Source organism: Staphylococcus sp. OJ82 (assembly GCF_000294465.1).
Taxonomy (GTDB): Bacteria; Bacillota; Bacilli; order Staphylococcales; family Staphylococcaceae; genus Staphylococcus; species Staphylococcus equorum.
The window spans coordinates 26,183-49,683 of the sequence record NZ_ALPU01000005.1; the positions used below are offsets into that span (position 1 = coordinate 26,183).

The 23,501-nt window shown below is 31.7% G+C and carries 27 protein-coding genes; 18 read left to right on the forward strand and 9 right to left on the reverse strand.

The genetic code is table 11. From position 1 onward, the window contains the following. Window positions 1-43: 43 nt before the first annotated feature. Window positions 44-1,528: a sucrose-6-phosphate hydrolase gene (locus SOJ_RS05705; protein WP_002507137.1), complete on the forward strand. Its 1,485-nt coding sequence runs from the start codon at window positions 44-46 to the stop codon at window positions 1,526-1,528. Further along, on the forward strand, window positions 1,525-2,493 hold the full coding sequence (locus tag SOJ_RS05710) for a carbohydrate kinase family protein (protein ID WP_002507138.1): 969 nt from the start codon (window positions 1,525-1,527) through the stop codon (window positions 2,491-2,493). Before SOJ_RS05705 ends, SOJ_RS05710 begins: the two co-directional genes overlap by 4 nt. 37 nt (window positions 2,494-2,530) lie before the next feature. Here the strand turns inward: SOJ_RS05710 and agrA are convergent, their stop codons facing one another. The 6 genes from agrA to SOJ_RS05740 all read right to left on the reverse strand — a co-directional run bounded on the left by agrA (window position 2,531) and on the right by SOJ_RS05740 (window position 7,696). Beyond that, window positions 2,531-3,247, reverse strand: coding sequence for a quorum-sensing response regulator AgrA (gene agrA, locus SOJ_RS05715; protein WP_002507139.1), 717 nt, complete (start codon window positions 3,245-3,247; stop codon window positions 2,531-2,533). Between the two features lie 12 nt (window positions 3,248-3,259). Further along, window positions 3,260-4,555: a quorum-sensing sensor histidine kinase AgrC gene (gene agrC, locus SOJ_RS05720; protein ID WP_037539474.1), complete on the reverse strand. Its 1,296-nt coding sequence runs from the start codon at window positions 4,553-4,555 to the stop codon at window positions 3,260-3,262. A 23-nt stretch (window positions 4,556-4,578) separates the two neighbouring features. Continuing rightward, window positions 4,579-4,716: a cyclic lactone autoinducer peptide AgrD gene (gene agrD / locus SOJ_RS05725; RefSeq protein ID WP_002507141.1), complete on the reverse strand. Its 138-nt coding sequence runs from the start codon at window positions 4,714-4,716 to the stop codon at window positions 4,579-4,581. Window positions 4,717-4,718: 2 nt separating this feature from the next. Continuing rightward, window positions 4,719-5,288 carry an accessory gene regulator AgrB gene (locus SOJ_RS05730; RefSeq protein WP_002507142.1) on the reverse strand — a complete coding sequence of 190 codons (570 nt, stop codon included), beginning with the start codon at window positions 5,286-5,288 and terminating at the stop codon, window positions 4,719-4,721. 759 nt (window positions 5,289-6,047) lie between these two features. Next, complete coding sequence (locus tag SOJ_RS05735) at window positions 6,048-6,833, reverse strand: carbon-nitrogen family hydrolase (RefSeq protein WP_002507143.1); 786 nt, start codon at window positions 6,831-6,833, stop codon at window positions 6,048-6,050. Between the two features lie 233 nt (window positions 6,834-7,066). Continuing rightward, complete coding sequence (locus SOJ_RS05740) at window positions 7,067-7,696, reverse strand: nitroreductase family protein (RefSeq protein WP_002507144.1); 630 nt, start codon at window positions 7,694-7,696, stop codon at window positions 7,067-7,069. A 192-nt stretch (window positions 7,697-7,888) separates the two neighbouring features. Between SOJ_RS05740 and SOJ_RS05745 the strand changes: the two genes are divergently transcribed. Next, complete coding sequence (locus SOJ_RS05745) at window positions 7,889-9,802, forward strand: SdrH family protein (RefSeq protein WP_002507145.1); 1,914 nt, start codon at window positions 7,889-7,891, stop codon at window positions 9,800-9,802. 98 nt (window positions 9,803-9,900) lie between these two features. Here SOJ_RS05745 and mroQ read toward each other — a convergent pair whose 3' ends face one another. Then, window positions 9,901-10,644 (reverse strand): intramembrane glutamic endopeptidase MroQ, encoded by a 744-nt coding sequence (gene mroQ / locus SOJ_RS05750; RefSeq protein ID WP_002507146.1) that lies wholly within the window; start codon window positions 10,642-10,644, stop codon window positions 9,901-9,903. Window positions 10,645-10,821: 177 nt separating this feature from the next. On the opposite strand from mroQ, the gene groES reads away from it, so the two are divergent. From groES to SOJ_RS05770, 4 genes are all read left to right on the forward strand, one after another. Beyond that, window positions 10,822-11,109 (forward strand): co-chaperone GroES, encoded by a 288-nt coding sequence (gene groES, locus SOJ_RS05755; protein WP_002507147.1) that lies wholly within the window; start codon window positions 10,822-10,824, stop codon window positions 11,107-11,109. A 57-nt stretch (window positions 11,110-11,166) separates the two neighbouring features. Beyond that, window positions 11,167-12,789, forward strand: a complete 1,623-nt coding sequence (gene groL / locus SOJ_RS05760) for a chaperonin GroEL (RefSeq protein WP_002507148.1) — start codon at window positions 11,167-11,169, stop codon at window positions 12,787-12,789. Window positions 12,790-12,990: 201 nt separating this feature from the next. After that, window positions 12,991-13,629 (forward strand): HD domain-containing protein, encoded by a 639-nt coding sequence (locus SOJ_RS05765; RefSeq protein ID WP_002507149.1) that lies wholly within the window; start codon window positions 12,991-12,993, stop codon window positions 13,627-13,629. Window positions 13,630-13,858: 229 nt separating this feature from the next. Next, window positions 13,859-14,326 carry a bacillithiol transferase BstA gene (locus SOJ_RS05770; RefSeq protein ID WP_002507150.1) on the forward strand — a complete coding sequence of 156 codons (468 nt, stop codon included), beginning with the start codon at window positions 13,859-13,861 and terminating at the stop codon, window positions 14,324-14,326. A gap of 51 nt (window positions 14,327-14,377) precedes the next feature. Here the strand turns inward: SOJ_RS05770 and SOJ_RS05775 are convergent, their stop codons facing one another. Continuing rightward, entirely contained in the window at window positions 14,378-15,676 is a 1,299-nt protein-coding gene (locus SOJ_RS05775) for an aminotransferase class I/II-fold pyridoxal phosphate-dependent enzyme (protein ID WP_002507151.1), read from the reverse strand. 202 nt (window positions 15,677-15,878) lie between these two features. Between SOJ_RS05775 and SOJ_RS14710 the strand changes: the two genes are divergently transcribed. The 7 genes from SOJ_RS14710 (at window position 15,879) to pmtD (ending at window position 20,129) form a co-directional block, all read left to right on the forward strand. Further along, a complete protein-coding gene (locus SOJ_RS14710; protein ID WP_230456587.1) occupies window positions 15,879-15,974 on the forward strand; it encodes a Trp-rich small protein in 96 nt (31 codons plus the stop codon). A 229-nt stretch (window positions 15,975-16,203) separates the two neighbouring features. Next, entirely contained in the window at window positions 16,204-16,389 is a 186-nt protein-coding gene (locus tag SOJ_RS05780) for an SE1626 family protein (protein ID WP_002507152.1), read from the forward strand. 178 nt (window positions 16,390-16,567) lie between these two features. Next, window positions 16,568-16,948: a PSM export ABC transporter transcriptional regulator PmtR gene (gene pmtR, locus SOJ_RS05785; RefSeq protein WP_002507153.1), complete on the forward strand. Its 381-nt coding sequence runs from the start codon at window positions 16,568-16,570 to the stop codon at window positions 16,946-16,948. Then, the gene (gene pmtA / locus SOJ_RS05790; RefSeq protein ID WP_002507154.1) at window positions 16,945-17,829 is read left to right on the forward strand and encodes a phenol-soluble modulin export ABC transporter ATP-binding protein PmtA; all 885 of its coding nucleotides are present in this window, start codon (window positions 16,945-16,947) and stop codon (window positions 17,827-17,829) included. The genes pmtR and pmtA overlap by 4 nt, the downstream gene beginning before the upstream one ends. A 16-nt stretch (window positions 17,830-17,845) precedes the next feature. After that, a complete protein-coding gene (pmtB, locus tag SOJ_RS05795) occupies window positions 17,846-18,508 on the forward strand; it encodes a phenol-soluble modulin export ABC transporter permease subunit PmtB (RefSeq protein ID WP_002507155.1) in 663 nt (220 codons plus the stop codon). A gap of 20 nt (window positions 18,509-18,528) precedes the next feature. Next, window positions 18,529-19,401 carry a phenol-soluble modulin export ABC transporter ATP-binding protein PmtC gene (gene pmtC, locus SOJ_RS05800; RefSeq protein ID WP_002507156.1) on the forward strand — a complete coding sequence of 291 codons (873 nt, stop codon included), beginning with the start codon at window positions 18,529-18,531 and terminating at the stop codon, window positions 19,399-19,401. Further along, window positions 19,401-20,129 (forward strand): phenol-soluble modulin export ABC transporter permease subunit PmtD, encoded by a 729-nt coding sequence (gene pmtD, locus SOJ_RS05805; protein ID WP_002507157.1) that lies wholly within the window; start codon window positions 19,401-19,403, stop codon window positions 20,127-20,129. Before pmtC ends, pmtD begins: the two co-directional genes overlap by 1 nt. An 82-nt stretch (window positions 20,130-20,211) precedes the next feature. On the opposite strand, the gene SOJ_RS05810 is transcribed toward pmtD, so the two are convergent. Continuing rightward, entirely contained in the window at window positions 20,212-20,772 is a 561-nt protein-coding gene (locus tag SOJ_RS05810) for a thioredoxin family protein (protein ID WP_002507158.1), read from the reverse strand. A 215-nt stretch (window positions 20,773-20,987) separates the two neighbouring features. On the opposite strand from SOJ_RS05810, the gene SOJ_RS05815 reads away from it, so the two are divergent. From SOJ_RS05815 to SOJ_RS14180, 4 genes are all read left to right on the forward strand, one after another. Continuing rightward, window positions 20,988-21,428, forward strand: a complete 441-nt coding sequence (locus tag SOJ_RS05815) for a hypothetical protein (protein ID WP_156789166.1) — start codon at window positions 20,988-20,990, stop codon at window positions 21,426-21,428. A gap of 93 nt (window positions 21,429-21,521) precedes the next feature. Then, window positions 21,522-22,082, forward strand: a complete 561-nt coding sequence (locus tag SOJ_RS05820; protein WP_002511403.1) for an HAAS signaling domain-containing protein — start codon at window positions 21,522-21,524, stop codon at window positions 22,080-22,082. Then, window positions 22,079-22,930, forward strand: coding sequence for a DUF4097 family beta strand repeat-containing protein (locus SOJ_RS05825; RefSeq protein ID WP_002507161.1), 852 nt, complete (start codon window positions 22,079-22,081; stop codon window positions 22,928-22,930). Before SOJ_RS05820 ends, SOJ_RS05825 begins: the two co-directional genes overlap by 4 nt. 356 nt (window positions 22,931-23,286) lie before the next feature. After that, window positions 23,287-23,394 carry a putative holin-like toxin gene (locus SOJ_RS14180; RefSeq protein WP_002511402.1) on the forward strand — a complete coding sequence of 36 codons (108 nt, stop codon included), beginning with the start codon at window positions 23,287-23,289 and terminating at the stop codon, window positions 23,392-23,394. Window positions 23,395-23,501 lie beyond the last annotated feature (107 nt).

Sequence of the window (23,501 nt, forward strand, 5' to 3'; positions counted from 1 at the left end):
ATAGAATAAAGTTTGAATATTGGATAGTAGGAGGAAAATAGTAATGGCTGAGTGGACAAGAGATGAACGTTATCAAAAATATGAAGACGTTGATCAGCAAACATTAGATGATTTATCAGCTAAAGTTAATGAGTCTAAGTATAGACAAACGTTTCATTTACAACCTAAAACAGGATTATTAAACGATCCTAACGGATTGATATACTATGACGGGACGTATTATATATCACATCAATGGTTTCCGTTAGGACCAGTCCATGGCTTGAAATATTGGTATACATATACAAGTAAGGATTTAGTACATTTTGAAGATGTGGGAACATCATTAAAGCCAGATACTAAAGATGATAGTCATGGTGTTTATAGTGGTAGTGCATTTGAATATAATAACCATATGTATTATATGTATACGGCAAATCATCGCGATGAAGATTGGAATAGAATTTCTACGCAACATATTGCAAAAATAAATGCAGAAGGTGAAGTTGAAAAGTTTCCTAAAGCGGTCATTGCTGAACCGCCATTTGGATATACACAGCACTTCAGAGACCCTAAAGTATTTTCAAAAGATGGTGTCTATTATGCTGTCATTGGAGCTCAAAATGAACAAGGTCAAGGTAGAGTGATTCAATATCGTTCAACAGATATTGTGAATTGGGAATTTCAAGGTGAAGTTCATACGAATCTAGATTCATTTGGTTATATGTGGGAATGTCCGGATTACTTTAACTTGGATGGATATGATATGCTGTTATTTTGTCCACAAGGTATTGATGAAGAAGGTGAGCGATTTAAGAATATCTATCAATCAGGGTATATTATGGGACAATACGACATTGATAATTTAACAATGAATCATGGAGACTTTTTTGAACTTGACCACGGCTTTGATTTTTATGCGCCACAAACGTTTATAGATGAACATGGACAGCGAATATTAATTGGCTGGATGGGATTGCCGGAAATTAATTATCCATCTGATGTTGATGGATGGGCACACTGTCTAACTATTCCACGTGTACTATCGATTGAAGCAGGTAATTTAAAACAACGACCTGTAAAATCCCTTGAACAATTAAGAACAAATAAAGAAACAGCACTAGGGTATGCGAATAAATTCACGAGACAATTGTATCCATATGAAGGAAGACAATATGAATTGATTATCGATATTTTAGAAAACGATTCAACTGAAGTATATTTTGAAGTGCGTACGTCTAAAACACAAACAACACTGATTACTTATAATAAGAAAGAACAAAAGTTAACGTTAGATCGTAGTGAAAGTGGTTTGTTACCAGACCCAGTCGACAGTACAACAAGAACAACCTATCTGGATACACCTTTAACACAGTTACAATTATTTATCGATACATCGAGTGTCGAAATATTCTGCAACGATGGTGAACGTGTCATGACTTCTAGAATTTTTACAGACGATGAAGCTACAGGCATTAAAACATCAACAGAATCTGGACAAGTATATTTAAAATTCACAAAATATGATTTAAAGGATGAGGAAGTATGAAACGACTACTTGCTATAGGTGAAGCGTTAATCGATTTTATACCTAATACGACGGACTCTAAATTGAAAGATGTTGAAGGCTTTTCGCGCCAAGTGGGAGGCGCACCTTGTAATGTAGCATGTACGACCACTAAACTAGGTGGCAAAGCTGAGATGATTACTCAATTAGGAAATGATGCATTTGGTGATTTAATAGTTGAAACGTTAGAAAACTTAGATGTCGGTACACAGTATTTAAAACGTACGGATGAGGCTAATACTGCATTAGCTTTTGTAAGCTTAACTAAAGACGGTGAAAGAGACTTTTCCTTTTATCGTAAACCTTCTGCTGATATGCTTTACCAAACTGAAGCGGTAGCAGGAATTGATGTAATGGAAAACGATGTGCTACATTTTTGTTCGGTGGATTTAGTAGAAAGTCCTATGAAGTATGCACACAAAGCATTGATTGATAAAGTTAAAGTAGCAGGGGGAACAGTTGTATTTGATCCCAATGTTCGCTTGCCATTATGGGATAGTGAGGACGCGTGTAAAGAGGCAATACAATCATTTATACCACTAGCAAATATTGTTAAAATTTCTGATGAAGAATTGACTTTTGTTACAGGTCAGAGTGACGAAGTACAAGCAATTCAATGGTTATTTCAAGGTGATGTAGAAGCGGTTATTTATACTAAAGGTGCTGCTGGAGCTATGATATATTTGAAGGACGGTACAGTCATTAGGCACCAAGGGTTTAAAGTACAGCCGATTGATACGACAGGTGCCGGAGATGCTTTTATTGGAGCGTTGATTAGTAGAATCGTAACCTCAAATACAAATGATATAAATCAATTGTTAAAAAATGAAGGTCAAAGCATTTTAGAATTTAGTAATTATGTAGCAGCAATGGTTACTACCAAATACGGCGCTATAGAGAGTATTCCGAATTTAAGTGAAGTAAATAAAGCATTAAATAAACAGTAAAAAAAAGACTTAGCATAATTTGCTAAGTCTTTTTTTATTATATTTTTTTAACATTTCTTACTGAAGCAAAGCAATGTTCTTGGTTTTTGAAATAAACAATGCGAGATTTTGAATCAATAGATTCAATATTATGTCTGTTAACAACGAAACTGTTATGACACCTAAAGAATCTATCATCAAGTTGGTTAAGTTCTTTAAGGTTACCATAGAATTCAATTTGTCTATTGTCTAAATGCGCAATCAATCGATGAGATTTAGTAGAGGACTCAAAAAACATAACATCATCATATTGAACATATACTGAATTACTTCCACGTTTTAATTCAATTGTTTCAACAGTGCTTTCTTTAGAAAGTAATTTTAACCTAGATTCTGAAGTTTCTAAACAATCAATGATTCTAGATTTTAATTCATCTGGATCATCTTTAAAAATAAAGTCCATCGCTGCTACTTTATAAACAAAAGTAAGATATGTAAGCTCGCTATGACTTGTAACAAAAATGATATTACCTACAGGGTCGTGCTTGCGAATTTCACTAGCAAGCTTGATACCGTTAATGTCGGCTTCCAATTGTATATCTAAAAAGTAACACCCTATATCACTTAAATCTTTAGAACGTTCTAAAACTTCATAAGGATCGGCAGTTGCAACTTCAATTTCCATCGGTTTCTCTTCAATCATGATGTAGTTGTTGATAATCGAAATCATATTCTCACGTTGTCTTTCATCATCTTCACATATGAATATCTTCATATTTTCACACCCTTATGAATCAGTATTTAATATTTCTACTTTTTGAATAAAATAGTTATTATCAATTGTTGTATCTAATAAAACATTAGAGGTCGTATCAGTCAACTCTTTTAATGTTGAAAGCCCAAGTCCACGATTTTTACCTTTTGTAGAGAAATTCTCTTGGAACAGGGTATGTACTCGAGGCATATCAGTATCACATTTATTCATAACTATAAACATCACTGAATCATCTTCATTTTTGATAAAAGCAATTCGAATAAGCGGGTCATCCACTATTTTTTCAGAAGCTTCGATCGCATTATCAAGTAAAATGCCAATAACCCTACTCAAATTAATAATAGGCATTTCTATTTTTTCGATTGTTTCAGGAACTTCTATGCTAATTCTAATATTCTTTTCTTGAGCTTGTAATATTTTTGTTGTTAATAATCCTTTGATTTCACGAACTTTTAGGTTTTCAATACCATTAATTTTAATGGCATTCATTTGCATACTGTCTTGCATAGGCAAAATTTCTTCATGGAAATATTGATCTAAACCTTCCATATCATTTTCTCTAATAAAATCCGACATCGTTGATAATATGTTGACGTAGTCATGTCTAAATTTACGCATTTCATGATTAATTTTTTCTATTTGTAAAGTATACTTATAGTAATTCTCGATTTCACGCATATTACGTTTGTATTGAATCTGACGAATGATACTGAAAGAAATCGTAATGATAAGTACAGCAGTCGTTATGATTAATACGGCATACATAACTATTAAAAATTTCGCATCTCCAAAAGAAAGACTTTGATCAGGTAAATAAAAATAGATTAGTAGTAATATTGTAAGCAGAAATACACAAACAATAATTAAATAAATTTTATTTAATGATAAACCGGAAGTGGTTAATTGTTTAAATAAAACTCTTCCTAGTATTGAGAAAAAAAATGTTATTATAGCGAAAATAAGTAAATATATAAAATCAAATATGTACTGAGCTGAAATTAAGTCTAGTAATAATGTAGCTAACCAGATTGATAAAAAATTAGCCATATATAAGATGAAAAAGCTAACGAGTACAGATGCAATACCGATGAAACGTTTCCTATAATACATAAAGACAACACTTACTAATAATAAAAATAACATCGATTTTGTGTCAAAATAAAAGAATAAAATGGTTGAAGGGATTATAATCCCAATAATGGTAATATAATCCCTCAAAGTATAAGTTACATTTGTTAAAATTTTAATGATTACGAAAAGCAAAAATGCTTGAAATATTGATAACATAATTGTGTTTAAAATAGCCATACTCTACACACTCTCTAGGACAATTATTCGTATAACTCTGTAATTTCTTTAGGTACTTCTGGTTCGTCAAAATATCCACCACAAGGTCTTAAACCAGCTACTGCACCTAGTGTTGAGAAAAACTTCGCGATTAAACTAAAAATAGATTCAAAGATATGCATAATTAAACATCCTCCTTAGGGAAAAATATAGGTAGTTGAGCGATAGCAATCAAAATAATGCCTAAAAGTACTAATTGTTGGTAAGGCTCACTGAAAAACATTGATATTACTAATAATAATAAAGTTACAATGACTGTCTTTAATTTCTTACCTTTTACTAATCGTTGTGGTATAGGCTGCTTTTTCGTAGCAGCAGGTGCGTATATCATTAATATAATGAAACCAATTATTGCTAATGGATACATAATTAATGAAGACACTTTCATATACCCGATTAACCAAGGTAATAAAACAAATAACAATAAATTCTGCACATGACATGCAAAAGAAGATTTTGCATGAGCGCCGTGTGCATAACGCCTAATAAAAAAGTATGATAAATGGACAGTTAGTGTGTAAAAAAAGAGATGGCAAAGGATTGAAACGCCATAAGTTATTATTGTTTTAGTTACATTGCCTACAAATACTTGCATACCTAAACGCATCTTTAAATAATCAATATGTTCTAAGTTGTTACGTTGTTGTAGATATTTAGCAAAACGGTCAATTTTGCTATCTATAGACTTTAACATTGGGCTTCTCTCCTCAGTCGTATTATACAATTTTAATTAAGTTTTATGCGTCTTATTGCGTAACTGTATATTTTGTGTTCCTAACTGTTGCTAATCTTTATCTCTTTAATTTTAACATAAAAAAGTAAACATTTAGGAATGAAATATGACGAGTTAGGGATTTTTTAACGAATAACCTCAAAATCATGGTTAAATGTACTTGTATCACAAAGAAGTGATAGCATTTTACAAATCATTTAATCAATTTTTGTTTGAATTTTGATTTGAATGATGAAGTTAATTAAGCTTTTGAGCAGGAGCTTAATTGACACGCTGATATTGTAACTGTACTTTCTTCGTATAGTTGTTATAGTTACAAAAATTAGTTATCGTTTTTCAATTTTAATACAAACAAGAGGAGGCTGATGTAGTGACAAAAGATATCTCAGCAGCAATTAGTGATTTCGTAAAATAGTACTTACTGAGTACACAACGCGCTTATTAATTTAAGCATTCCCAATTTAGATTTGCAGAACCTTCCCAGTCTCGAATCTAATATCATTTTAACATTGTCTATAACAGAGACAATTTAAAATATTAACATGTAAGCTATCGTAAACATCATTCAATTTATCATTAAAATCGGTAAATTCACTAATTTTTTTCATAATTAATAACATCCCCAAAAATAGATAGAGAAATAACTGTAAAAACATTCCCTTAATAATAAGTTACAAAAAACCGTGAGCCCCTCCCAAGCTCACGGTTTTTATTATGAAATTATTTATATAGATGTGGTCTTAAATTTTTGAATACTGGAATAGTATTGCGTTGATTCGTTACTTCATCTAAATCAATGTCACAAGTTAAATGATCTGGTTTTTCTTCTAATTCTGCTATAACTTCACCATTAGGGTTAATTACGATAGAATGACCTGCATATTCAGTCTTACCATCATCTCCACAAGCATTACAACCAACTACAAATATATCGTTTTCGATGGCACGTGCTTTTAAGAGGGCAGTCCAATGATTCAATCTTACCGCGGGCCATTGTGCAACATAAAAAGCGATTTGTGCATCTTTACGCGCTGGATAGCGAAGTAATTCAGGAAAGCGTAAATCGTAACAAGTAATATGTGCAACTTTAGCGCCATCTGATAGGGTGAAGGGTTCTGGAACTGCATTACCGGGTGTTAAAAATGAAGGTTCATCTAACATCGGCACAAGATGTACCTTGTCATAACTGTTTATTAAATAACCATTTTTTGAAACGGCAAAAGCAGTATTGTAGATGTTCTCTTTCATACTATTTGAAACAGAACCTGCAATTACATCAACTTTATATTGGATTGCTAATTTTGATATAAACTCAAAACTTCTTGATAATTGATTATCAGCAAGTTCTTTTAGTTGCGGTAGGGCATAACCGTTATTCCACATTTCCGGTAAAACTACGATGTCTGTCTTTGCTGTCACATACTCGGCAAACCAATTCGTAATTGTTTCTTCATTTAATGCAACATTCGCTGGTTCCACTTTAAATTGAAAGATTTCTATATTCATCTCGATCGCCCCTTAAATTGTTGTTAGCATAAATATACTAGATACATTCAGAAAATTCAAAATTGAGAGGGTTCAATGAAATTACAAAATACCACGTGAGAAGCGTGGACACTCAAAACCGAAATATTCAAATAAAAAAACCAGTTCATTTTAAATGAATTGGTTTTATAAATTGGAAAGGGTTTATCCCCTAAGCGCTTGTATTATTGTTAATGTTTAAAAAATTAAACAAACTATTTTCTTACTAAGAAGCGTTTGCTTACATCATGAAATTCTTTTTCTCCAGCTTCATCACGCACGTTACCAAAAGGCATTTGAGCTAGAAGATTCCAAGTAGTAGGAATATCGAACGCTTCAGTTACTGCTACGTCTACAAGTGGATTATAATGTTGTAATGATGCGCCAATACCTTTAGTACCTAATGCAGTCCAAATTGCAAATTGGTGCATTGCATTTGTTTGGTTTGACCAAATTGCAAAGTTCTCAGCATAGTTAGGCATTTGATTTTGTAAACCTTCGACAACGTCTTGATCTTCAAAGTATAGGATTGTACCATATGAATGTTTGAAGTTATCAATTTTGTCTGAAGTTGCTTGGAATTCACGATCAGGACCCATTGATTTTTTTAATTCTTCTTTTGTTATATCCCAAAATTTATTATGGTTATCGTTTAATAACAATACAATACGGGTTGATTGAGCATTAAATGAAGATGGAACATGTTTAATTGCATGTTCGATGATACCTTCTACCTCTTTATCAGATATTGAAATTTCTTGCTCTAAACTATATATTGTACGTCTTGATTCTACTGCACTTTGAAATACATCTAGTGTATCTTCTTTTTTACTAAAAAGCCCCATTCGGAAAACTCCTTCATATCAATTTATTTTATATATCTAGTATAATAATTATACCTTGGTTTGTAAATAGCTTTTTACAATAAATTTCAAATAGATTAATTTCTTCTTTCAAAAGCCTAATTTTAATGAAAAATAGGACGATTTCTAATATACTAATAGGGAATATAAGAAAAATTATTTGGAGGTGAGATTATGAAAAATTATATTTCACATAAGTTTATTGTATCTAGCTTTGCAATTGCACTAAGTGCTACATTAATTTCTAAGCCAACACAAGGGACAGAGAAAGATCTAAATGAATACAATAAGAATACGAATATGAAGAATGCTGATTTAGACCATAAGCGTATCAATATATCAGATATAGATAAAAATGTGCAAAATAGCACTCAGCTAGTAAATAATTCAAGTGAGAATGAAGTACCTTCAAATTCTGACCAAACTGATAATACAACCAGTAGTGATGCTATAACGATTTCATCATCTGAACAATCAAATGATAGTAACTCTAACGATAGTGAGCCAGACACTACTACTAACCCAGATAAGTCAGATGAAGACAATCAATCATCGGATTCAAACAATACAGGAGACAGTGACAACGGAACTGAAGATAAACCATCATCGGAACAACCAAATGGTAGTGATTTGGACAATAGTGATTCAGACACTACTACTGAGCCTGAAAAGCCAGAAGAAGATAATCAATCATCAGGTTCTGACCAACCAGAAGATAATGGCGACAATTCAGAAGAGAAACCTAAACCAGAACAACCAAGTGAAGACGAAGAGGATAATACAACAGAACCATCAAACCCAAATAACCCACAAGGCGGCGGAAATGATTCAGAAGAGAAGCCTAAACCAGAACAACCAAGTGAAGACGAAGACGATAATACAACAGAACCATCAAACCCAAATAACCCACAAGGCGGCGGAAATGACTCAGAAGAGAAGCCTAAACCAGAACAACCAGGAGAAAGTGGCGAAGATAATACAACAGAACCGTCAAACCCCGATAATCCACAGGATGGTGGAGATGACTCAGAAGAGAAACCTAAACCAGAACAGCCAAGTGAAGGCGGAGACGATAATACAACAGAACCGTCAAACCCCGATAATCCACAGGATGGTGGAGATGACTCAGAAGAGAAACCTAAACCAGAACAGCCAAGTGAAGGCGGAGACGATAATATAACAGAACCGACAAATCCTGATAAACCACAAGGTGGTGGAGATGACTCAGAAGAGAAGCCTAAACCAGAACAACCAAGTGAAGGCGGAGGAGATAACAATACAACAGAACCCCCGAAACCTAATAAACCACTGAGCCCCAACATACCATCTGGATCAAACCATCATAACCAGGGTAGTAAAAATAATATATCAGACAGTTCAGTGAATCATTCAAACTCGGGAAGTTCTCAAAATGAACACACATCTTCAAACAAATATAATGGTGAGAATCAAAATGCAAATAAGCAATATGCGCAATCAAATAAAAAGATAGCAGGCAGTAACAATAATGCTGTGACTTATGGAGATTTGAGTACAGAGAAAACAAGTCAAAATTCAAATCAAGGTGACAGCAGATTAGTTAATAGATTTAATCAAATGTCTCCAGGTTCTTTTAAATACAATCCTTTTATTTTGAACCAAGTTAAACAGCTTAATAATAATGTTGATAGTGTATCTGACAAAGATATTACTTCTATTATAAGACGTCAAAGTTTTTCAGATAATGCGTTTTTAAATGAGTTACAAAAGGGAACAAATTATTTTAAATTTCAATATTTTAACCCATTAAAATCAAGAGATTACTATAAAAATTTAGATAAGCAAGTTTTGGCATTGATTACTGGAGAAATAGGTTCTATGCCTGACTTAAAAACGCCAGAAAACAAAAGTGCCGCATCTGGTAAATATGAATATCATTCAAGTAGTGATGAAGAATCGACGCGTACAAACGATAAGAAATCGAAAGACACAATTGATATTAAATTCGAACGGACATTATTTGCTTTAATCACTGCAATAACGATAATATTTATAGGTGTAGTGGTAGGATATTTCGTTTATCTCAGAAACAAAAAAGAAAATGAATAGCTTTTGATATATAACGTTTCATAGACAAATAAAAAATGGAAGGACTCATGTAATAAACATTGAGTTCTTCCATTTATTTTATATAACTTAAAATTTAATTAAAACATGAAAATAAATATAAATGATGCAGATTCTTGTAGTTCTTTTATTTTTTCAGGACCAAAGTAAATTTGTACAATAGCGACAAAGCCATTTTGCATTATGTGTACTAGGATAGGTACCCATATACGTTTTGTATATACATACAATGCTGAGAAAATAAAGCCCATACCAAAATAGATGATAAAGAATGATGGGTCTGCATGTGCAGCACTAAAGATAATTGAACTCACAATTCCGGCAATGAGAAATTTAAAAGTTTTATTACCTTTTAATATGTTGTATAACTCACCAAATATTACTTTTCTAAACACGAACTCTTCTAGAATAGGTCCTACAACTGAAATTAATATGATAAACATCGGGATTTCTTGTGCTATTTTCATCAATCTTTCCGTATTAGGGCTAGATTGAGGTGCGCCGAATACATACATATTTATCATTCCTGCAACAACTTGATAAATCATAACAATCATATAACCTACGATTGCCCAAAGTATTACATACCTTTTCTTTTCTTTAGGTTGTAACTCTAGTTGGGTAGGATTGGCAATGAAAAAGTTTATTAGTATGATGAGTAAAGCAGCTATAATAAACAAGATCACTTGTGTATAAATATTAGAAAAGAGGATTTCCTTGCCACTTAAATTGTTAAATAAGCCAGCCATTTGTAAGAAAATCGGACCAAACTGAGCAAGGCCATAAATAACTAATGTCAAAATGGACACCCATAAACGAGACATAATGAACCTCCAAAAATTAGAATATATTCTATTTTATCGCAAAATAGCTTTTCACACAAAATTTAGTGTAATGGTTTTAACTTGAAATATTGACCAACTTTGATTATTATAGAAAGTGTATTAGCACTCACAATGATTAAGTGCTAAAAATTTTAGTATTTTAAGGAGGAACAATCAATGTTAAAGCCATTAGGTAACCGAGTAATTATTCAAAAAACAGAACAAGAGCAAACAACTAAAAGTGGTATCGTTTTAACTGATAGCGCTAAAGAGAAATCAAATGAAGGTACGATAATTGCAGTAGGTGCAGGACGTATTTTAAAAGATGGTTCTCGAGTTGCTCCTGAAGTGAATGAAGGCGACAATGTTGTTTTCCAACAATTTGCTGGAACTGAAGTTAAGCGTGGAGACGACACATACTTAATCGTTAGCGAAGACGATATATTAGCAGTAATAGAAGAATAATCAAAATTAAAACTAAAAAATATACAAATAATACGAACATCATGGAGGTAAAGTAATATGGCGAAAGATTTAAAATTTTCCGAAGACGCACGTCAATCTATGTTAAGAGGTGTAGATAAATTAGCTAACGCCGTGAAAGTTACAATTGGACCAAAAGGGCGTAATGTTGTATTAGATAAAGAATATACATCACCACTAATCACAAATGACGGTGTTACAATTGCAAAAGAAATTGAATTAGAAGATCCATATGAAAATATGGGAGCGAAATTAGTACAAGAAGTTGCCAACAAAACGAATGAAATCGCAGGTGACGGAACAACTACAGCTACAGTATTAGCTCAAGCAATGATACAAGAAGGCTTGAAAAACGTAACAAGTGGTGCAAATCCTGTAGGTTTACGTCAAGGTATCGATAAAGCTGTAGACGTAGCTATTGACGCATTACAAGAAATCTCTCAAAATGTTGATAATAAAAATGAAATTGCGCAAGTTGGATCAATTTCAGCAGCAGATGAAGAAATTGGTAAATATATTTCAGAAGCTATGGAAAAAGTAGGCAACGATGGTGTAATTACAATAGAAGAATCAAGTGGTTTTAATACTGAACTTGAAGTCGTTGAAGGTATGCAATTTGATCGTGGTTACCAATCTCCTTATATGGTAACTGATTCAGATAAAATGGTTGCAGAACTTGAAAAACCATATATTTTAATTACAGATAAAAAGATTTCATCTTTCCAAGATATTCTGCCATTATTAGAACAAGTTGTTCAATCTAACAGACCTATCCTAATCGTAGCAGATGATGTAGAAGGTGACGCACTAACAAATATCGTATTAAACCGTATGCGTGGCACATTTACTGCAGTGGCAGTTAAAGCACCTGGATTCGGAGATCGTCGTAAAGCAATGTTGGAAGATTTAGCTATCTTAACAGGCGCACAAGTGATTACTGATGACTTAGGCTTAGATTTAAAAGATGCAACAATTGACATGTTAGGTACTTCAAGTAAAGCAGAAATCACTAAAGATAATACAACAGTGGTTGATGGTAATGGAGATCAAAATAATATCGATGCACGTGTAAGCCAAATTAAATCTCAAATTGAAGAAACGGATTCTGAATTTGATAAAGAGAAATTACAAGAGCGCTTAGCTAAATTAGCTGGAGGCGTAGCTGTAATTAAAGTTGGTGCAGCAAGTGAAACAGAATTAAAAGAGCGTAAATTACGCATTGAAGATGCTTTAAACTCTACTAGAGCTGCTGTTGAAGAAGGTATTGTAGCCGGTGGTGGTACAGCATTCATGAATATTTATGACAAAGTTTCTAAAATTGAAGCTGAAGGCGATATTGCAACAGGCATTAATATTGTATTAAAAGCATTAGAATCTCCAGTTCGTCAAATTGCAGAAAACGCTGGTTTAGAAGGTTCGATTATTGTTGAAAGACTTAAAAATGCTGATGTAGGTGTTGGTTTCAATGCAGCTACAAATGAATGGGTGAATATGTTGGATGCAGGTATTGTAGATCCAACTAAAGTTACACGTTCAGCGTTACAACATGCAGCAAGTGTAGCAGCAATGTTCTTAACAACTGAAGCGGTTGTTGCGCATATTCCTGAAGAAAGCAGTAATGATGCACAAGCAGGTATGGGCGGCATGCCAGGGATGATGTAAAATAACTTATAACCATTGATATGACGGTATTTCACTTTATCTATGGTCATAATTTGGTCATAGAAAATTTAAAATAATTCTTTACTGACGTCTTCCATTAAGTTACTTAACTTAGTGGAAGGCTTCTTTTTTATGATGAATGGTCTATAGTTTGATATACATATCTATAGAGACTATATTGTAACAAAGGAGGAATTTATTATGTTAAAAGATATCAATGAAATTGTTGTCCCAGATAGTAAAATAATCCAAGAAGCACAAGAAGTAGTCCATGAATACGGTAATGAGTTAATATGGAACCATTCGAATAGAGTATATTTATTTGGTGAAGTTAAAGGCATGCAAGATAATTTGAAATATGATAAAGAGCTTTTATATATGTGTTCGCTCTTCCATGATTTAGGGTTAACAAACCAATATAGTAGTGATGATCTGAGGTTTGAAGTAGACGGCGCAAATGCAGTCCGCCAATTTTTAGATACACACAATTATAACGACCAAGATTTACAACTTGCTTGGGATTCAATTGCATTACATACGACGATAGGTGTGGCTGAGCATAAAGAAAATAATGTTGCATTATTATATCACGGTGTTGGTATGGATGTTATGAGTGACAATTGGGACCAATATTCAGATGAAATTAGAAAAGCTATCGTAAATAAATTTCCTCGAGGTAATTTTAAAAAAGATGTATTAACAGCTTTTTATGAAGGCTTTAAGCATAAACCTGAAACAACTTTTGGTAATATTAAATCTGATGTGGTGAAATATTTTGAGCCAGAATACCCTCAAAATAATTTTTGTTCTTGTGTCCTACGCTCAAAATGGGATGATTAAAAATACGCTGTACTTTAGTAATATTTAATCACTAAATCTTAAAGTAAAAACAATTGAATTTGAAAGCGATATAGAGCACTATTTAACAGTAGTATTTAAATATTTTTAGTATAAAACGTATAAAGTGAGTAAAAACAACTTATTGAGGGTAGAGAAAGTAAGCATAAATATTATTCACTACTTATAATTATTATTTATGTGAAGCTTTTTTAAGAAAGGGAGATTAAATATGACAAAAAAATCAGTGTACGATGTGATTGATACAGGTATTAATTATTTAATATCAGATTATGACAAATGGAACATTGAAAGTATATTAGATAATGAAAGTGAACTCTTCCCTAATACGCTACATTGGCAATATGGACACGTGTTAACTATTTTTGAATCTGCGCTATCTTTAAGTGAACAAAATGAAGTAGACATCCAAAAATATACGCGCTTATTTGGCTATGGTTCTAATCCAGCTGATTGGGGTGACGAAGATATCCCAAGTGTGGATGAAATTATCGAAAATTTAAAAACGTTACCTGAACGTGCCAAAAAATTAACTGACCAACAATTAGAAGTTGAATTAACTGAAACGATTGCTGGTTGTAGTACGTTAGATGAGTTGTTAATTTTAAATGCAATTCATGTACCACTACATGCTGGTAAAATTGAAGAAATGGCACGTGTACTGAAACAGCAACGTTAATATAAATAAAAAGGATGAAATCACCGTTTATATGCGATTTCATCCTTTTTATTATTTGTTTTGATTTTTTAGGTCTTCAATAGCTTTAGCGATAGAATCAAATACATGTGGAATGTCATCCTTTTCTACACAACTAAAAGCAATGCGAATGTCGGTTGAATTAAGGGCAATAATACCAATAGAGTATTTATTAATTAAGTGTTGGCGTAACTGTTCAGGGTCAACGTCTTTAACTTGTAACGCCATAAAATAGCCTGAGTTAAAATCATAGGCTTGCCAGTATGATGTGTATTTCTCATCATATACAACAGATTTCGTTACTTCATATCTAGCTTGTAACGTGTTGATATTGTGTTGAATTTCTTTATCAAAAGTTTCGTGATTTTCGAGCACGTATTTAACTGCACTTTGCGAAGGTAATGGGCCGCTTGAAATGTTACTTCGAATTAATCCTTTGATTTTAGCTTCTAATACTTGTTTTGTTGTATCGTTTCCGACACCAAAACTGATGAAACCTACACGTAAGCCCCATGCAAAGAATTCTTTTGTTGCACCATCTAAACGAATTGGTAATAAGTTATCTAAATGTAAATTCGTTAATGCTGTGAATAATGACTGTGTATAAACATCTTCGTAAAAGAGTCCGTAGTATGCATCGTCAACTAAAGCGATAACGTTTGTACCACGTTCTGCTAATGATTTTACTGCAGCGACGATAGTATGAACTTCATCTTTTGTTGGTGTATAACCAGTTGGATTATTTGGATAATTTAATATTAAAATGACTTTTTCTTTATTATAATTTTCTAGAGTATTAACTAAATTTTCTGTTGTAAAATGTCCAGCTTCGTCAAAAATATCATACGTTTCGATTTCAGCACTATGTCTTGTACTATAAACGAGTTTATAGTTGCCCCAATTATGCGTTGGGAGTAAGAGTGTATCACCACTATCGACGAACATGTCACCAACTAATGATAAGCCATGTGTTAAAGCATTAGTAAGGATTGGTCTTGTCATGTCTTTCGCATCTAAATCTGGGTTTTCTTTTAATGTTTTTTGTTGCCATAAATCACGAAGAGATTCTAAACCTTGTGGCGGAGCATAAGGGAAGATTTCATCTGGTTCTAAATGATCGAAGATGTCATTTAAAGTATTTGCGTACATCTTACTATCTTTATATGTTGCCATTCCTATCGTGGCATTATATTGTGTGGATTTTGCTTCCGCCGATTGAGATAATATACCTTTCGGATAATACATTAATTTTCCTAGGTCGGAAAGCATGTCTGCAACTTCTGGATTTGATTTAGATAATTGCTCGTTTAAATCTAAAGCTAAAGGATTCATAGTTGGTCAACCTCTCTTTACTTTTTCAATGATAACCTTATATTATCTTGAAATAGCTTAAAATTAAAGTCTTGTGACTGTTTTAGACAGAAAATTTCAAAATTTAGCCATTTATACGAACACATGTTCTGTTTTGTGTTAGAATACGGATAGGCCATCAAAAATCCTACGTGGCACTTTTTTCTGTGGGAGGTGTAGTATGATAGCGTGGTGGCAAGAAATAATTACAACTTTATTAACAGGTAGCTTACTTGTTGTATTCCGTGTTTGGTTAGAGAGTAAATGGAAGGACAAATAGGTGGCCTTACACAAAAAACCCCAAGTCTGATGACGCAGACTTGGGGTTGTGTAGTATAATCCGTGGATACATTTACAATTTTATCATCATAGGTAATAGACTGCAAACAATATATTTAAATGTCAATCATAAAAGTAGTTACATAAGTATCAATAATTTTTCTGAAATGAATTGCTTTTAGAAATTAATGCCAAAGTTTGATACAATGATATTGTTTGAGGTGAAGAGAGTGAAACATTTAACTAAAATATTTGTCATAATGGCAATGATATTACTCGTTGTAGGCTATTATTTACAGGCTATTGGTCATGAAGATTCTGGTATTAAATTATTAATTGCTGCAATCATGTTTATGATTTGCGCTTTTATTGATCGTAATAATAAGCGTAAGAAAAAAGATAAACAAAATAAATAACATTGTTTAAACATGCTATAAGTGAGATGAAGCGATATGCAAAATCTTACTTATAGCTTTTTTATGTTAACTCGTCCTTTTCAATGAGTAATTATATGGATGTTTGAATACATTTATACTTTACAAGTGTGTATACATTGTATATAGTGTGTATATACAGTTGTAAGGGAGGACGTCCATGAAAATACTTTTGAAAAATAGTGGTGAACAGCCAATCTATGAACAGATTAAGCAACAAATCAAAGAAAATATTTTAAAAGGATATGTTGCTCCTGGTGAACACTTACCTTCGATGAGGGAATTAGCACATGATTTGAGCGTTAGTGTTATAACTACAAAGCGTGCATATGAAGATTTAGAAAAAGATGGTTTTGTCTTTACTATTAGAGGTAAGGGTACATATGTGAAAGAGCAAGATAGTTCAATTTTAAAAGAAAAACAATTCATGGTGATTGAAACAATGGCTAAATCAATAAGCAAAGAAGCAAAAACCATAGGCATGCCACTTTCAGAATTACAAGAAATCTTAGAAATGATTTTTGAGGAGGACGATGAATGAACGCAATCGAATTAAATGCTGTAAATTATCAGTATAAAGAATTCAAGTTAAATGATATTAGTTTTCGTGTTCCTCAAGGATTTATAACTGGATTTATTGGCGCAAATGGTGTTGGTAAAACGACCATTATTAGAATGATTATGGATTTAATTGAGCCTGATGGCGGAGATGTTTTAATCTTTAATCAAAAAATGAAAGCGCAACCTGAAGCTATTAAAAATAAAATTGGTTTTGTTTATTCCGAATTGTACCTCAATGATAAATGGAATATCCAAAAAATTGAACAGTATGTTTCACCATTTTATAGTACATGGGACCATCAGTTATTTACATATTATCTTGAAAAATTTGATTTACCTTATAAGCGCAAAATCAAAACATTCTCAACTGGTATGAAGATGAAGTTGTCTATTGCTATTGCTTTTAGCCACCATGCTGAATTATTTATCTTAGATGAGCCAACATCAGGGTTAGACCCAATCGTTCGAAACGAAGTTTTGGATGTAATCCAAAAAGAACTCATTGATGAAAATAAAACAGTATTTATTTCCACTCATATCATTTCGGATTTAGAAAAAATCGCTGATTACTTAGTGTATTTAAAAGATGGTGAAATTGTACTAAATCAATTTTTGGATGACATTTTGAATAGATTCAAAGTAGTTAAAGGTGACATGCAGCAATTGGATGAAGAATTAATTCAATTAACACACTATATAGAAGAAAACAAAACAGGATATATCGCCCTTACAGAACATGCTAATATATTTAATGAAATTTTTGGAAACAAGATTGCAATAACTAAGCCAACGATTGAAGATTTAATGGTTTACCTTGAAAAAGGAACCCAGAAGACTGAACAAAAAAATTATGAGAGTTAACAACTGGGGGCATTAGATGAAAAATTTACTTATTAGAAATTTAAAATTACGTAAATGGACAATCGTAATATATGCAATGTTATTATTGTTTTCCCCACTGCAATTAATCATAATACCTAATAGTATTTTTACTAATGCGTTATATTCTGCAGTTGCGATGATATTACTTTTTGTTTCTATACTAGATTCTGGTCATGTTTTTCGTTTTAATAGTAAGCTTGGGCACAGAATGGCTTATGACTTTTTTGGCAGTTTACCAGTTTCTAAAAAGTCGTTATTGAATGCTAATTATTTAACAGTTGTTATTTTTACATTAGTTGGGGCAGCAATATTATCTTTATATACTATGCCGAATTCTCATGTATCAACGAGTAATATTGATTTTAACATTTCAATGCCATTTTCATACATTGCGGTAAATTTCTTTGCAGTACCTATAGCTTTCAAAAAATATACAGAACAAAAATCTGATTACATTTCTTATATAATTTATTTACTTACAATGGTTATTTTAATACCTGTCATAATCGTGCTACTTGTAGTTGGAATATGTACATTATTTAATTATAGTCTGGGTATATTAAATTATTTTGAAACTATTTTTAATTATGGATTTTTAACTTTAAGTATTTTTTGTTTTGTAGCTAGCTACATCATTCAATATAAAAAATTAATTTAATAATAAAAGGAGGCGCATTTATGGAATTAAAAGATATAACAAAAACGTATGGCAATAACAATGTTTTAGACCATATCAATTTTGATTTTGGACAAAGCCAAATTGTAGGTCTAATTGGTAAAAATGGTGTCGGCAAAACAACATTAATGAAAGTCATGAATGGAAATATTATCAAATATAAAGGGGAGGTAAAGGTAGGTAATAAAGACAATATCGGTTACCTTATTGAACATCCTAAATTGTATGATAATAAATCAGGTTTATATAATTTAAAATTATTTGCCAATGTATTAGGTAAGGGTTTTGATAAAAAATATGCAAATCAAATTATTGATGCTTTTGGTATGAGACCTTATGTGAAGAAAAAAGTTAAAAAGTATTCAATGGGAATGAAACAAAAGTTAGCCATAGCTGTTTCATTAATGAACAAACCCAAGTACCTCATTTTAGATGAGCCAACAAATGGTATGGACCCTGACGGATCAATTGATGTATTGAAAACAATTCAATCACTTGTGCAAGAACTGGATATGAAAATTTTGATTTCTAGTCATAAGCTTGAGGATATTGAATTAATTTGCGATAGAGCAGTGTTTTTACGAGATGGTAATTTTGTTCAAGATGTTGATATGAAAGAAGGGGCACCAACGGATTCTACAGTATTAATCTTAGAACAAAGCAATTTCAATAGTGCTTTAGAATATTTAAATGAAAATTTCGATGTGATTCAATCTAAAAGAGAAAATGGAGAAATCATTATTAAAGCACAATCAAGTTATCAAAAAGTGCTTAAAGGTTTATCAGATATTGATATTTTCCCTGAGTTTATTGAAACACGTAAGAGTTCCTTACGTGATACTTACTTCAATATTAATCAGAAAGGTGGCCAATAATGAATAGTTTACAACTCGTAAAATACGACATTTATAGCATTATTAGAAGTCCATTAACATATTTAGCATTACTCTTAACAATACTTCCATTAATTGGTTTTACAGTTTTATTTGTTCAGCAATCTGATAAAATAGACGGCAATATGTTACTTTCTATAGGTAGTTGGTTCTTTTCTATCATGGGCTTACTATTTGTAATCAAGACAATCACCCGTGATATTTCACAAGGTACGATTCAATTATATATGAATAAAACATCAAGTCGTGTGGGCTACGTTATCGCAAAAGTGATTTCAATTATACTGATTGCCATAATTATTACAGCAATACTTGTTGGATTTGTATTAATCGTGCAACAAATTGTTGACGGTGAAAATATAAAAGTTGATAAAATCTTTGAGTTACTTTGGTTCTTCATTCTATTCCATTTATTCTTTGGATTATTATTATATTTATTTTCATTAGTTGTACCAAAAACAGCATTAATCTTTACTTTAGGTATATTCTTAATATTACTTGTTCCTTTTGCTGAACCATTTATACCTATGATTCCTAAATTTGGTGACAATATTCAAGATGCATTGAAATATATTCCATTTAGTTACTTAACTTCTAAAACGACAACTGGTGATTATACATTCTCTAATTGGCAATGGTTTATTACTTCAGCATCTATTGTAGTATTATTTATCGTTAATATATTCTATGTATCTAAAAAAGATATTTAAAATAAAGATAACCGAAGTTTGAGTCATAAAAAAAGAGACGTATGAATTAACGGTTATAATACCTTAATTCATACGTCTTTTATTAATTTATAATTAGTTTATCTAGAATTGAATCATAAACATATTTCCACATTTGTGAGTCTGTTTTAAAGCGATTAGAAATAATTGCATATGATTCAGTCGATTTATCTTCAAATGTAGGATCATCTTTTGCAGGCAGTTTGGAACGTGTTTCCTCTACAAAATGTTGTACTTGTCTTGCGCGAGGTCCCCAAACTGTTTGTTGTTCAAAATCATCATTTAAAAATACAAATATAGGTATCGATCTCGCAGTACCATTTGTTAAGTATTGATCGATTAAGTCAGTGTTTTCATCACGATGAAAAACACGAGCTTCTAAATTTAATGCTTCACTAATATGTTTAAGAATAGGGATGTTCATCATAGCATCTCCACACCAGTCTTCAGTGATAACTAGAACTTTGCTATAGTTTGATGCTTTAATTTTTTCAAGACGACCATCATCCTCTGGTGTTGAGAATGAATTATATATTGATAGTAAATTCTCTTTGTTTTCAGTCATTGCTTCAATATATTGATCAAGCGGTTGACTGTTTTTGAAATACGTTTCTAAACTTGTCATAATAGTTCCCCCTTTAATTGATTAGATATTATTATATCAATATTTTAATATGAAAGAAAATTATTAATACATATAAAAGTAATATGTTTTAAGATTTCTTCAGGGATGAAAGTGACAAATACCTATGCTATATTTAATTAGTAAAGTAGAGTGTGGTGACAACATTGAAAATGCATAGACTACATAAGCGTCTTATATTTTGTGTGTTTATAACAATGGCTTTTGGAACATTGTTACTGGTTAACTATATCAAGCAAGAACACTCGACTGATTTATCAAAACTATCTATTAATCGTGTCAAAATAGGGTCTGAAATTAATATTGACGAATACGTTGAACAAGACGAAGTCATTTTAAAAAAGTATCGTCTTTATTTAAAAAGAGAACATCCTAATTTAATTTTCAAAGTGAATAAAAAGGACCCACGACTTAAAGGTATAACTTTAACTAACGATATTACAGTTCAAACTAATTTTAATGGAACAATCAATAATAATGTTGGAAAAGTTACACAGATACTAGTAACACGTTATAAACAAAAAAAGTTGCGCAAAGGCTTTAATGCTATAATATATAAAGATAAGAAAAATCAAATAAAGTTATATATTATTTATAAACATGATAAAATAAAGAAAGTTGAAATATATAAGAAATAAAAAATTAAAAATGACATTCCTATAGGGTATGTCATTTTTGATTTTACATATACATTTTGCTTCGAATCTTAAGTTTGAATGGCGGTAGATATTTTGGATAAAATCACTTTTTTAAATGAATTAGAGCAAGAATTAGATAAATTACCAAGAAGTGAACGCGATAAAGTGATGTATGAATATGAGGAATATTTTTTTGATCAAGAAAGTGAAGGTAAAAATGAATATCAAATTATTGGCGCCCTTGAATCACCTAAAAAGATAGGCAAAGAGCTAATGGCTAGAAACGCGATTGTATCTGCGGAATTTCGCCCTAATATAAATACAATTGTGAGAGCAATTATGGCATCTCTGGGTATGGGGATATTATCATTAATCATTATTTTAATCCCTATGATATTTGTTGGCATTTTCATGTTTATACTATTACTAGTTGCATTATTTTTCTCGCTTAGCCCGCTATTATTGATTATCAACGGCATAATTAATGATAATTTTAGTTTTGCTATAAGTAACTATTTATTTGCGATTTCCTATACAGGGTTAGGTCTTTTATTATTTGTCATTATTGCAAAATTTGCTCAATTCGTTTATAGAGTGATTTTAAAATACTTACGTTGGAATATTAAAACAATTAAAGGAAGTGCAGTCGAATGAAGAAGTTATTTTTAAGCGGCTTAACATTATTTCTCGTGTGCTTTCTTTTAGCTTGTGTCGCTTGGTTTGGATTTGAAAAACAAAACAACCAACTCAATTCTGTTGATAAAGAAGTTAATGATAAAAATATAGAAAATTTAAACATAGATAGTCAAAATAGTGAGGTTCAAGTTAAGCAAGGTGACGAATTTTCAGTGACCTATAAAGGGAAAAAGAATATTGATATTACGCATAAAAACAAGACATTACATGTTCATGAGACTGATAATACAGATGATCATTATGGATTGAATTTTAATCCGTTCCGACAGTTTGATGATGAGATGGTAGTAACAGTGCCAGATAAAAAACTAAATCATTTAAATGTATCTAGTAAGACGAATATTATAAATATTGATAGTATTAATGTAAAAGATGCATATATTTCAATGAAATCTACTGGTGCAGCACGTGTGTTTTTAAGTAATGTAGCATTAGACAAACTGTATTATAGAGGTTTGAATTCACCCATTGATATAAAGCGAAGTCAAATTACTAATGCGAATATTAAAACGAAACAGGCGAGTATAACGAGTAAAAAATCATTGATTGAAAAGTCAGTGTTGTTAGCTGACCATGGTAAAATTGATTTGAGTCGAATGGATATTGCATCACATTTTAGAGCTTCTACGCAATATGGTGATATTTTCATGTCATATAATGAGGACCCTCAAGATACGTTGCTAAGATTGAATCCATCTGATGGAACTTCTGAAGTTATCAATAACAATTTTGAAGATAATAAAGTAGGCTCAGGAAAGCATATTTTAGAGTTCTATACAGATCATGGGGATATTTATATAAATTAAATTTATACTGTCATGAATAGAAAGAGCCAGAAAGTACATTTAATTGAAATGCTTAAAGTAAAAAAATAGCTATATCCCTTTAAATTAAAAGGATATAGCTATTTTTAATTTGGAAATAATTACAAATTACTACAAACTAACCACTTAAAAATAATGAGTCGATGTTAGATATAATGAACGATCTAAATCAAGTTACCCAACAGCAAAATGGTGAAAGTAAATGACTAATAAAATAATATAAAAATATGTTAGAATAAAAAAATGAGAAAATTGGATAGATGGTGGCTAATCTTAGTATAAAGTGAGGTGGTGCTTATGAAAGTACCGACAAAATCTTTAGAAAGGAGACGCCTTGTGTGGTTCCAATTGTAGAAGCACTACACTTAATGTTAGGTTTCGGTACTTTCATCGTTACCTTATTAGGTTTAGTGGTTGCAATTGTTAAATTAAGCCATAAAAAATAACCATCTCTAACTTTGGCGAGGATGAGATGATTATTTAATCATTATTAAATTCCAGCCACCGTCTTTTTAACGGGCTCATTAGGGCGATACACTTATGGTGTGTTGCC

Coding starts and splice junctions, on each gene's coding strand:
- groES (WP_002507147.1), top strand. CDS start 10,822: ATGTTAAAGCCATTAGGTAACCGAGTAATTATTCAAAAAACAGAACAA.
- SOJ_RS05770 (WP_002507150.1), top strand. CDS start 13,859: ATGACAAAAAAATCAGTGTACGATGTGATTGATACAGGTATTAATTAT.
- pmtD (WP_002507157.1), top strand. CDS start 19,401: ATGAATAGTTTACAACTCGTAAAATACGACATTTATAGCATTATTAGA.
- mroQ (WP_002507146.1), bottom strand. CDS start 10,644: ATGTCTCGTTTATGGGTGTCCATTTTGACATTAGTTATTTATGGCCTT.
- SOJ_RS05815 (WP_156789166.1), top strand. CDS start 20,988: ATGGCTTTTGGAACATTGTTACTGGTTAACTATATCAAGCAAGAACAC.
- SOJ_RS05730 (WP_002507142.1), bottom strand. CDS start 5,288: ATGTTAAAGTCTATAGATAGCAAAATTGACCGTTTTGCTAAATATCTA.
- SOJ_RS05765 (WP_002507149.1), top strand. CDS start 12,991: ATGTTAAAAGATATCAATGAAATTGTTGTCCCAGATAGTAAAATAATC.
- SOJ_RS05810 (WP_002507158.1), bottom strand. CDS start 20,772: ATGACAAGTTTAGAAACGTATTTCAAAAACAGTCAACCGCTTGATCAA.
- SOJ_RS05825 (WP_002507161.1), top strand. CDS start 22,079: ATGAAGAAGTTATTTTTAAGCGGCTTAACATTATTTCTCGTGTGCTTT.
- SOJ_RS05735 (WP_002507143.1), bottom strand. CDS start 6,833: ATGAATATAGAAATCTTTCAATTTAAAGTGGAACCAGCGAATGTTGCA.
- groL (WP_002507148.1), top strand. CDS start 11,167: ATGGCGAAAGATTTAAAATTTTCCGAAGACGCACGTCAATCTATGTTA.
- pmtR (WP_002507153.1), top strand. CDS start 16,568: ATGAAAATACTTTTGAAAAATAGTGGTGAACAGCCAATCTATGAACAG.
- pmtA (WP_002507154.1), top strand. CDS start 16,945: ATGAACGCAATCGAATTAAATGCTGTAAATTATCAGTATAAAGAATTC.
- SOJ_RS05775 (WP_002507151.1), bottom strand. CDS start 15,676: ATGAATCCTTTAGCTTTAGATTTAAACGAGCAATTATCTAAATCAAAT.
- SOJ_RS05740 (WP_002507144.1), bottom strand. CDS start 7,696: ATGGGGCTTTTTAGTAAAAAAGAAGATACACTAGATGTATTTCAAAGT.
- SOJ_RS05705 (WP_002507137.1), top strand. CDS start 44: ATGGCTGAGTGGACAAGAGATGAACGTTATCAAAAATATGAAGACGTT.
- SOJ_RS05745 (WP_002507145.1), top strand. CDS start 7,889: ATGAAAAATTATATTTCACATAAGTTTATTGTATCTAGCTTTGCAATT.
- agrC (WP_037539474.1), bottom strand. CDS start 4,555: ATGGCTATTTTAAACACAATTATGTTATCAATATTTCAAGCATTTTTG.
- agrA (WP_002507139.1), bottom strand. CDS start 3,247: ATGAAGATATTCATATGTGAAGATGATGAAAGACAACGTGAGAATATG.
- agrD (WP_002507141.1), bottom strand. CDS start 4,716: ATGCATATCTTTGAATCTATTTTTAGTTTAATCGCGAAGTTTTTCTCA.
- pmtC (WP_002507156.1), top strand. CDS start 18,529: ATGGAATTAAAAGATATAACAAAAACGTATGGCAATAACAATGTTTTA.
- pmtB (WP_002507155.1), top strand. CDS start 17,846: ATGAAAAATTTACTTATTAGAAATTTAAAATTACGTAAATGGACAATC.
- SOJ_RS05710 (WP_002507138.1), top strand. CDS start 1,525: ATGAAACGACTACTTGCTATAGGTGAAGCGTTAATCGATTTTATACCT.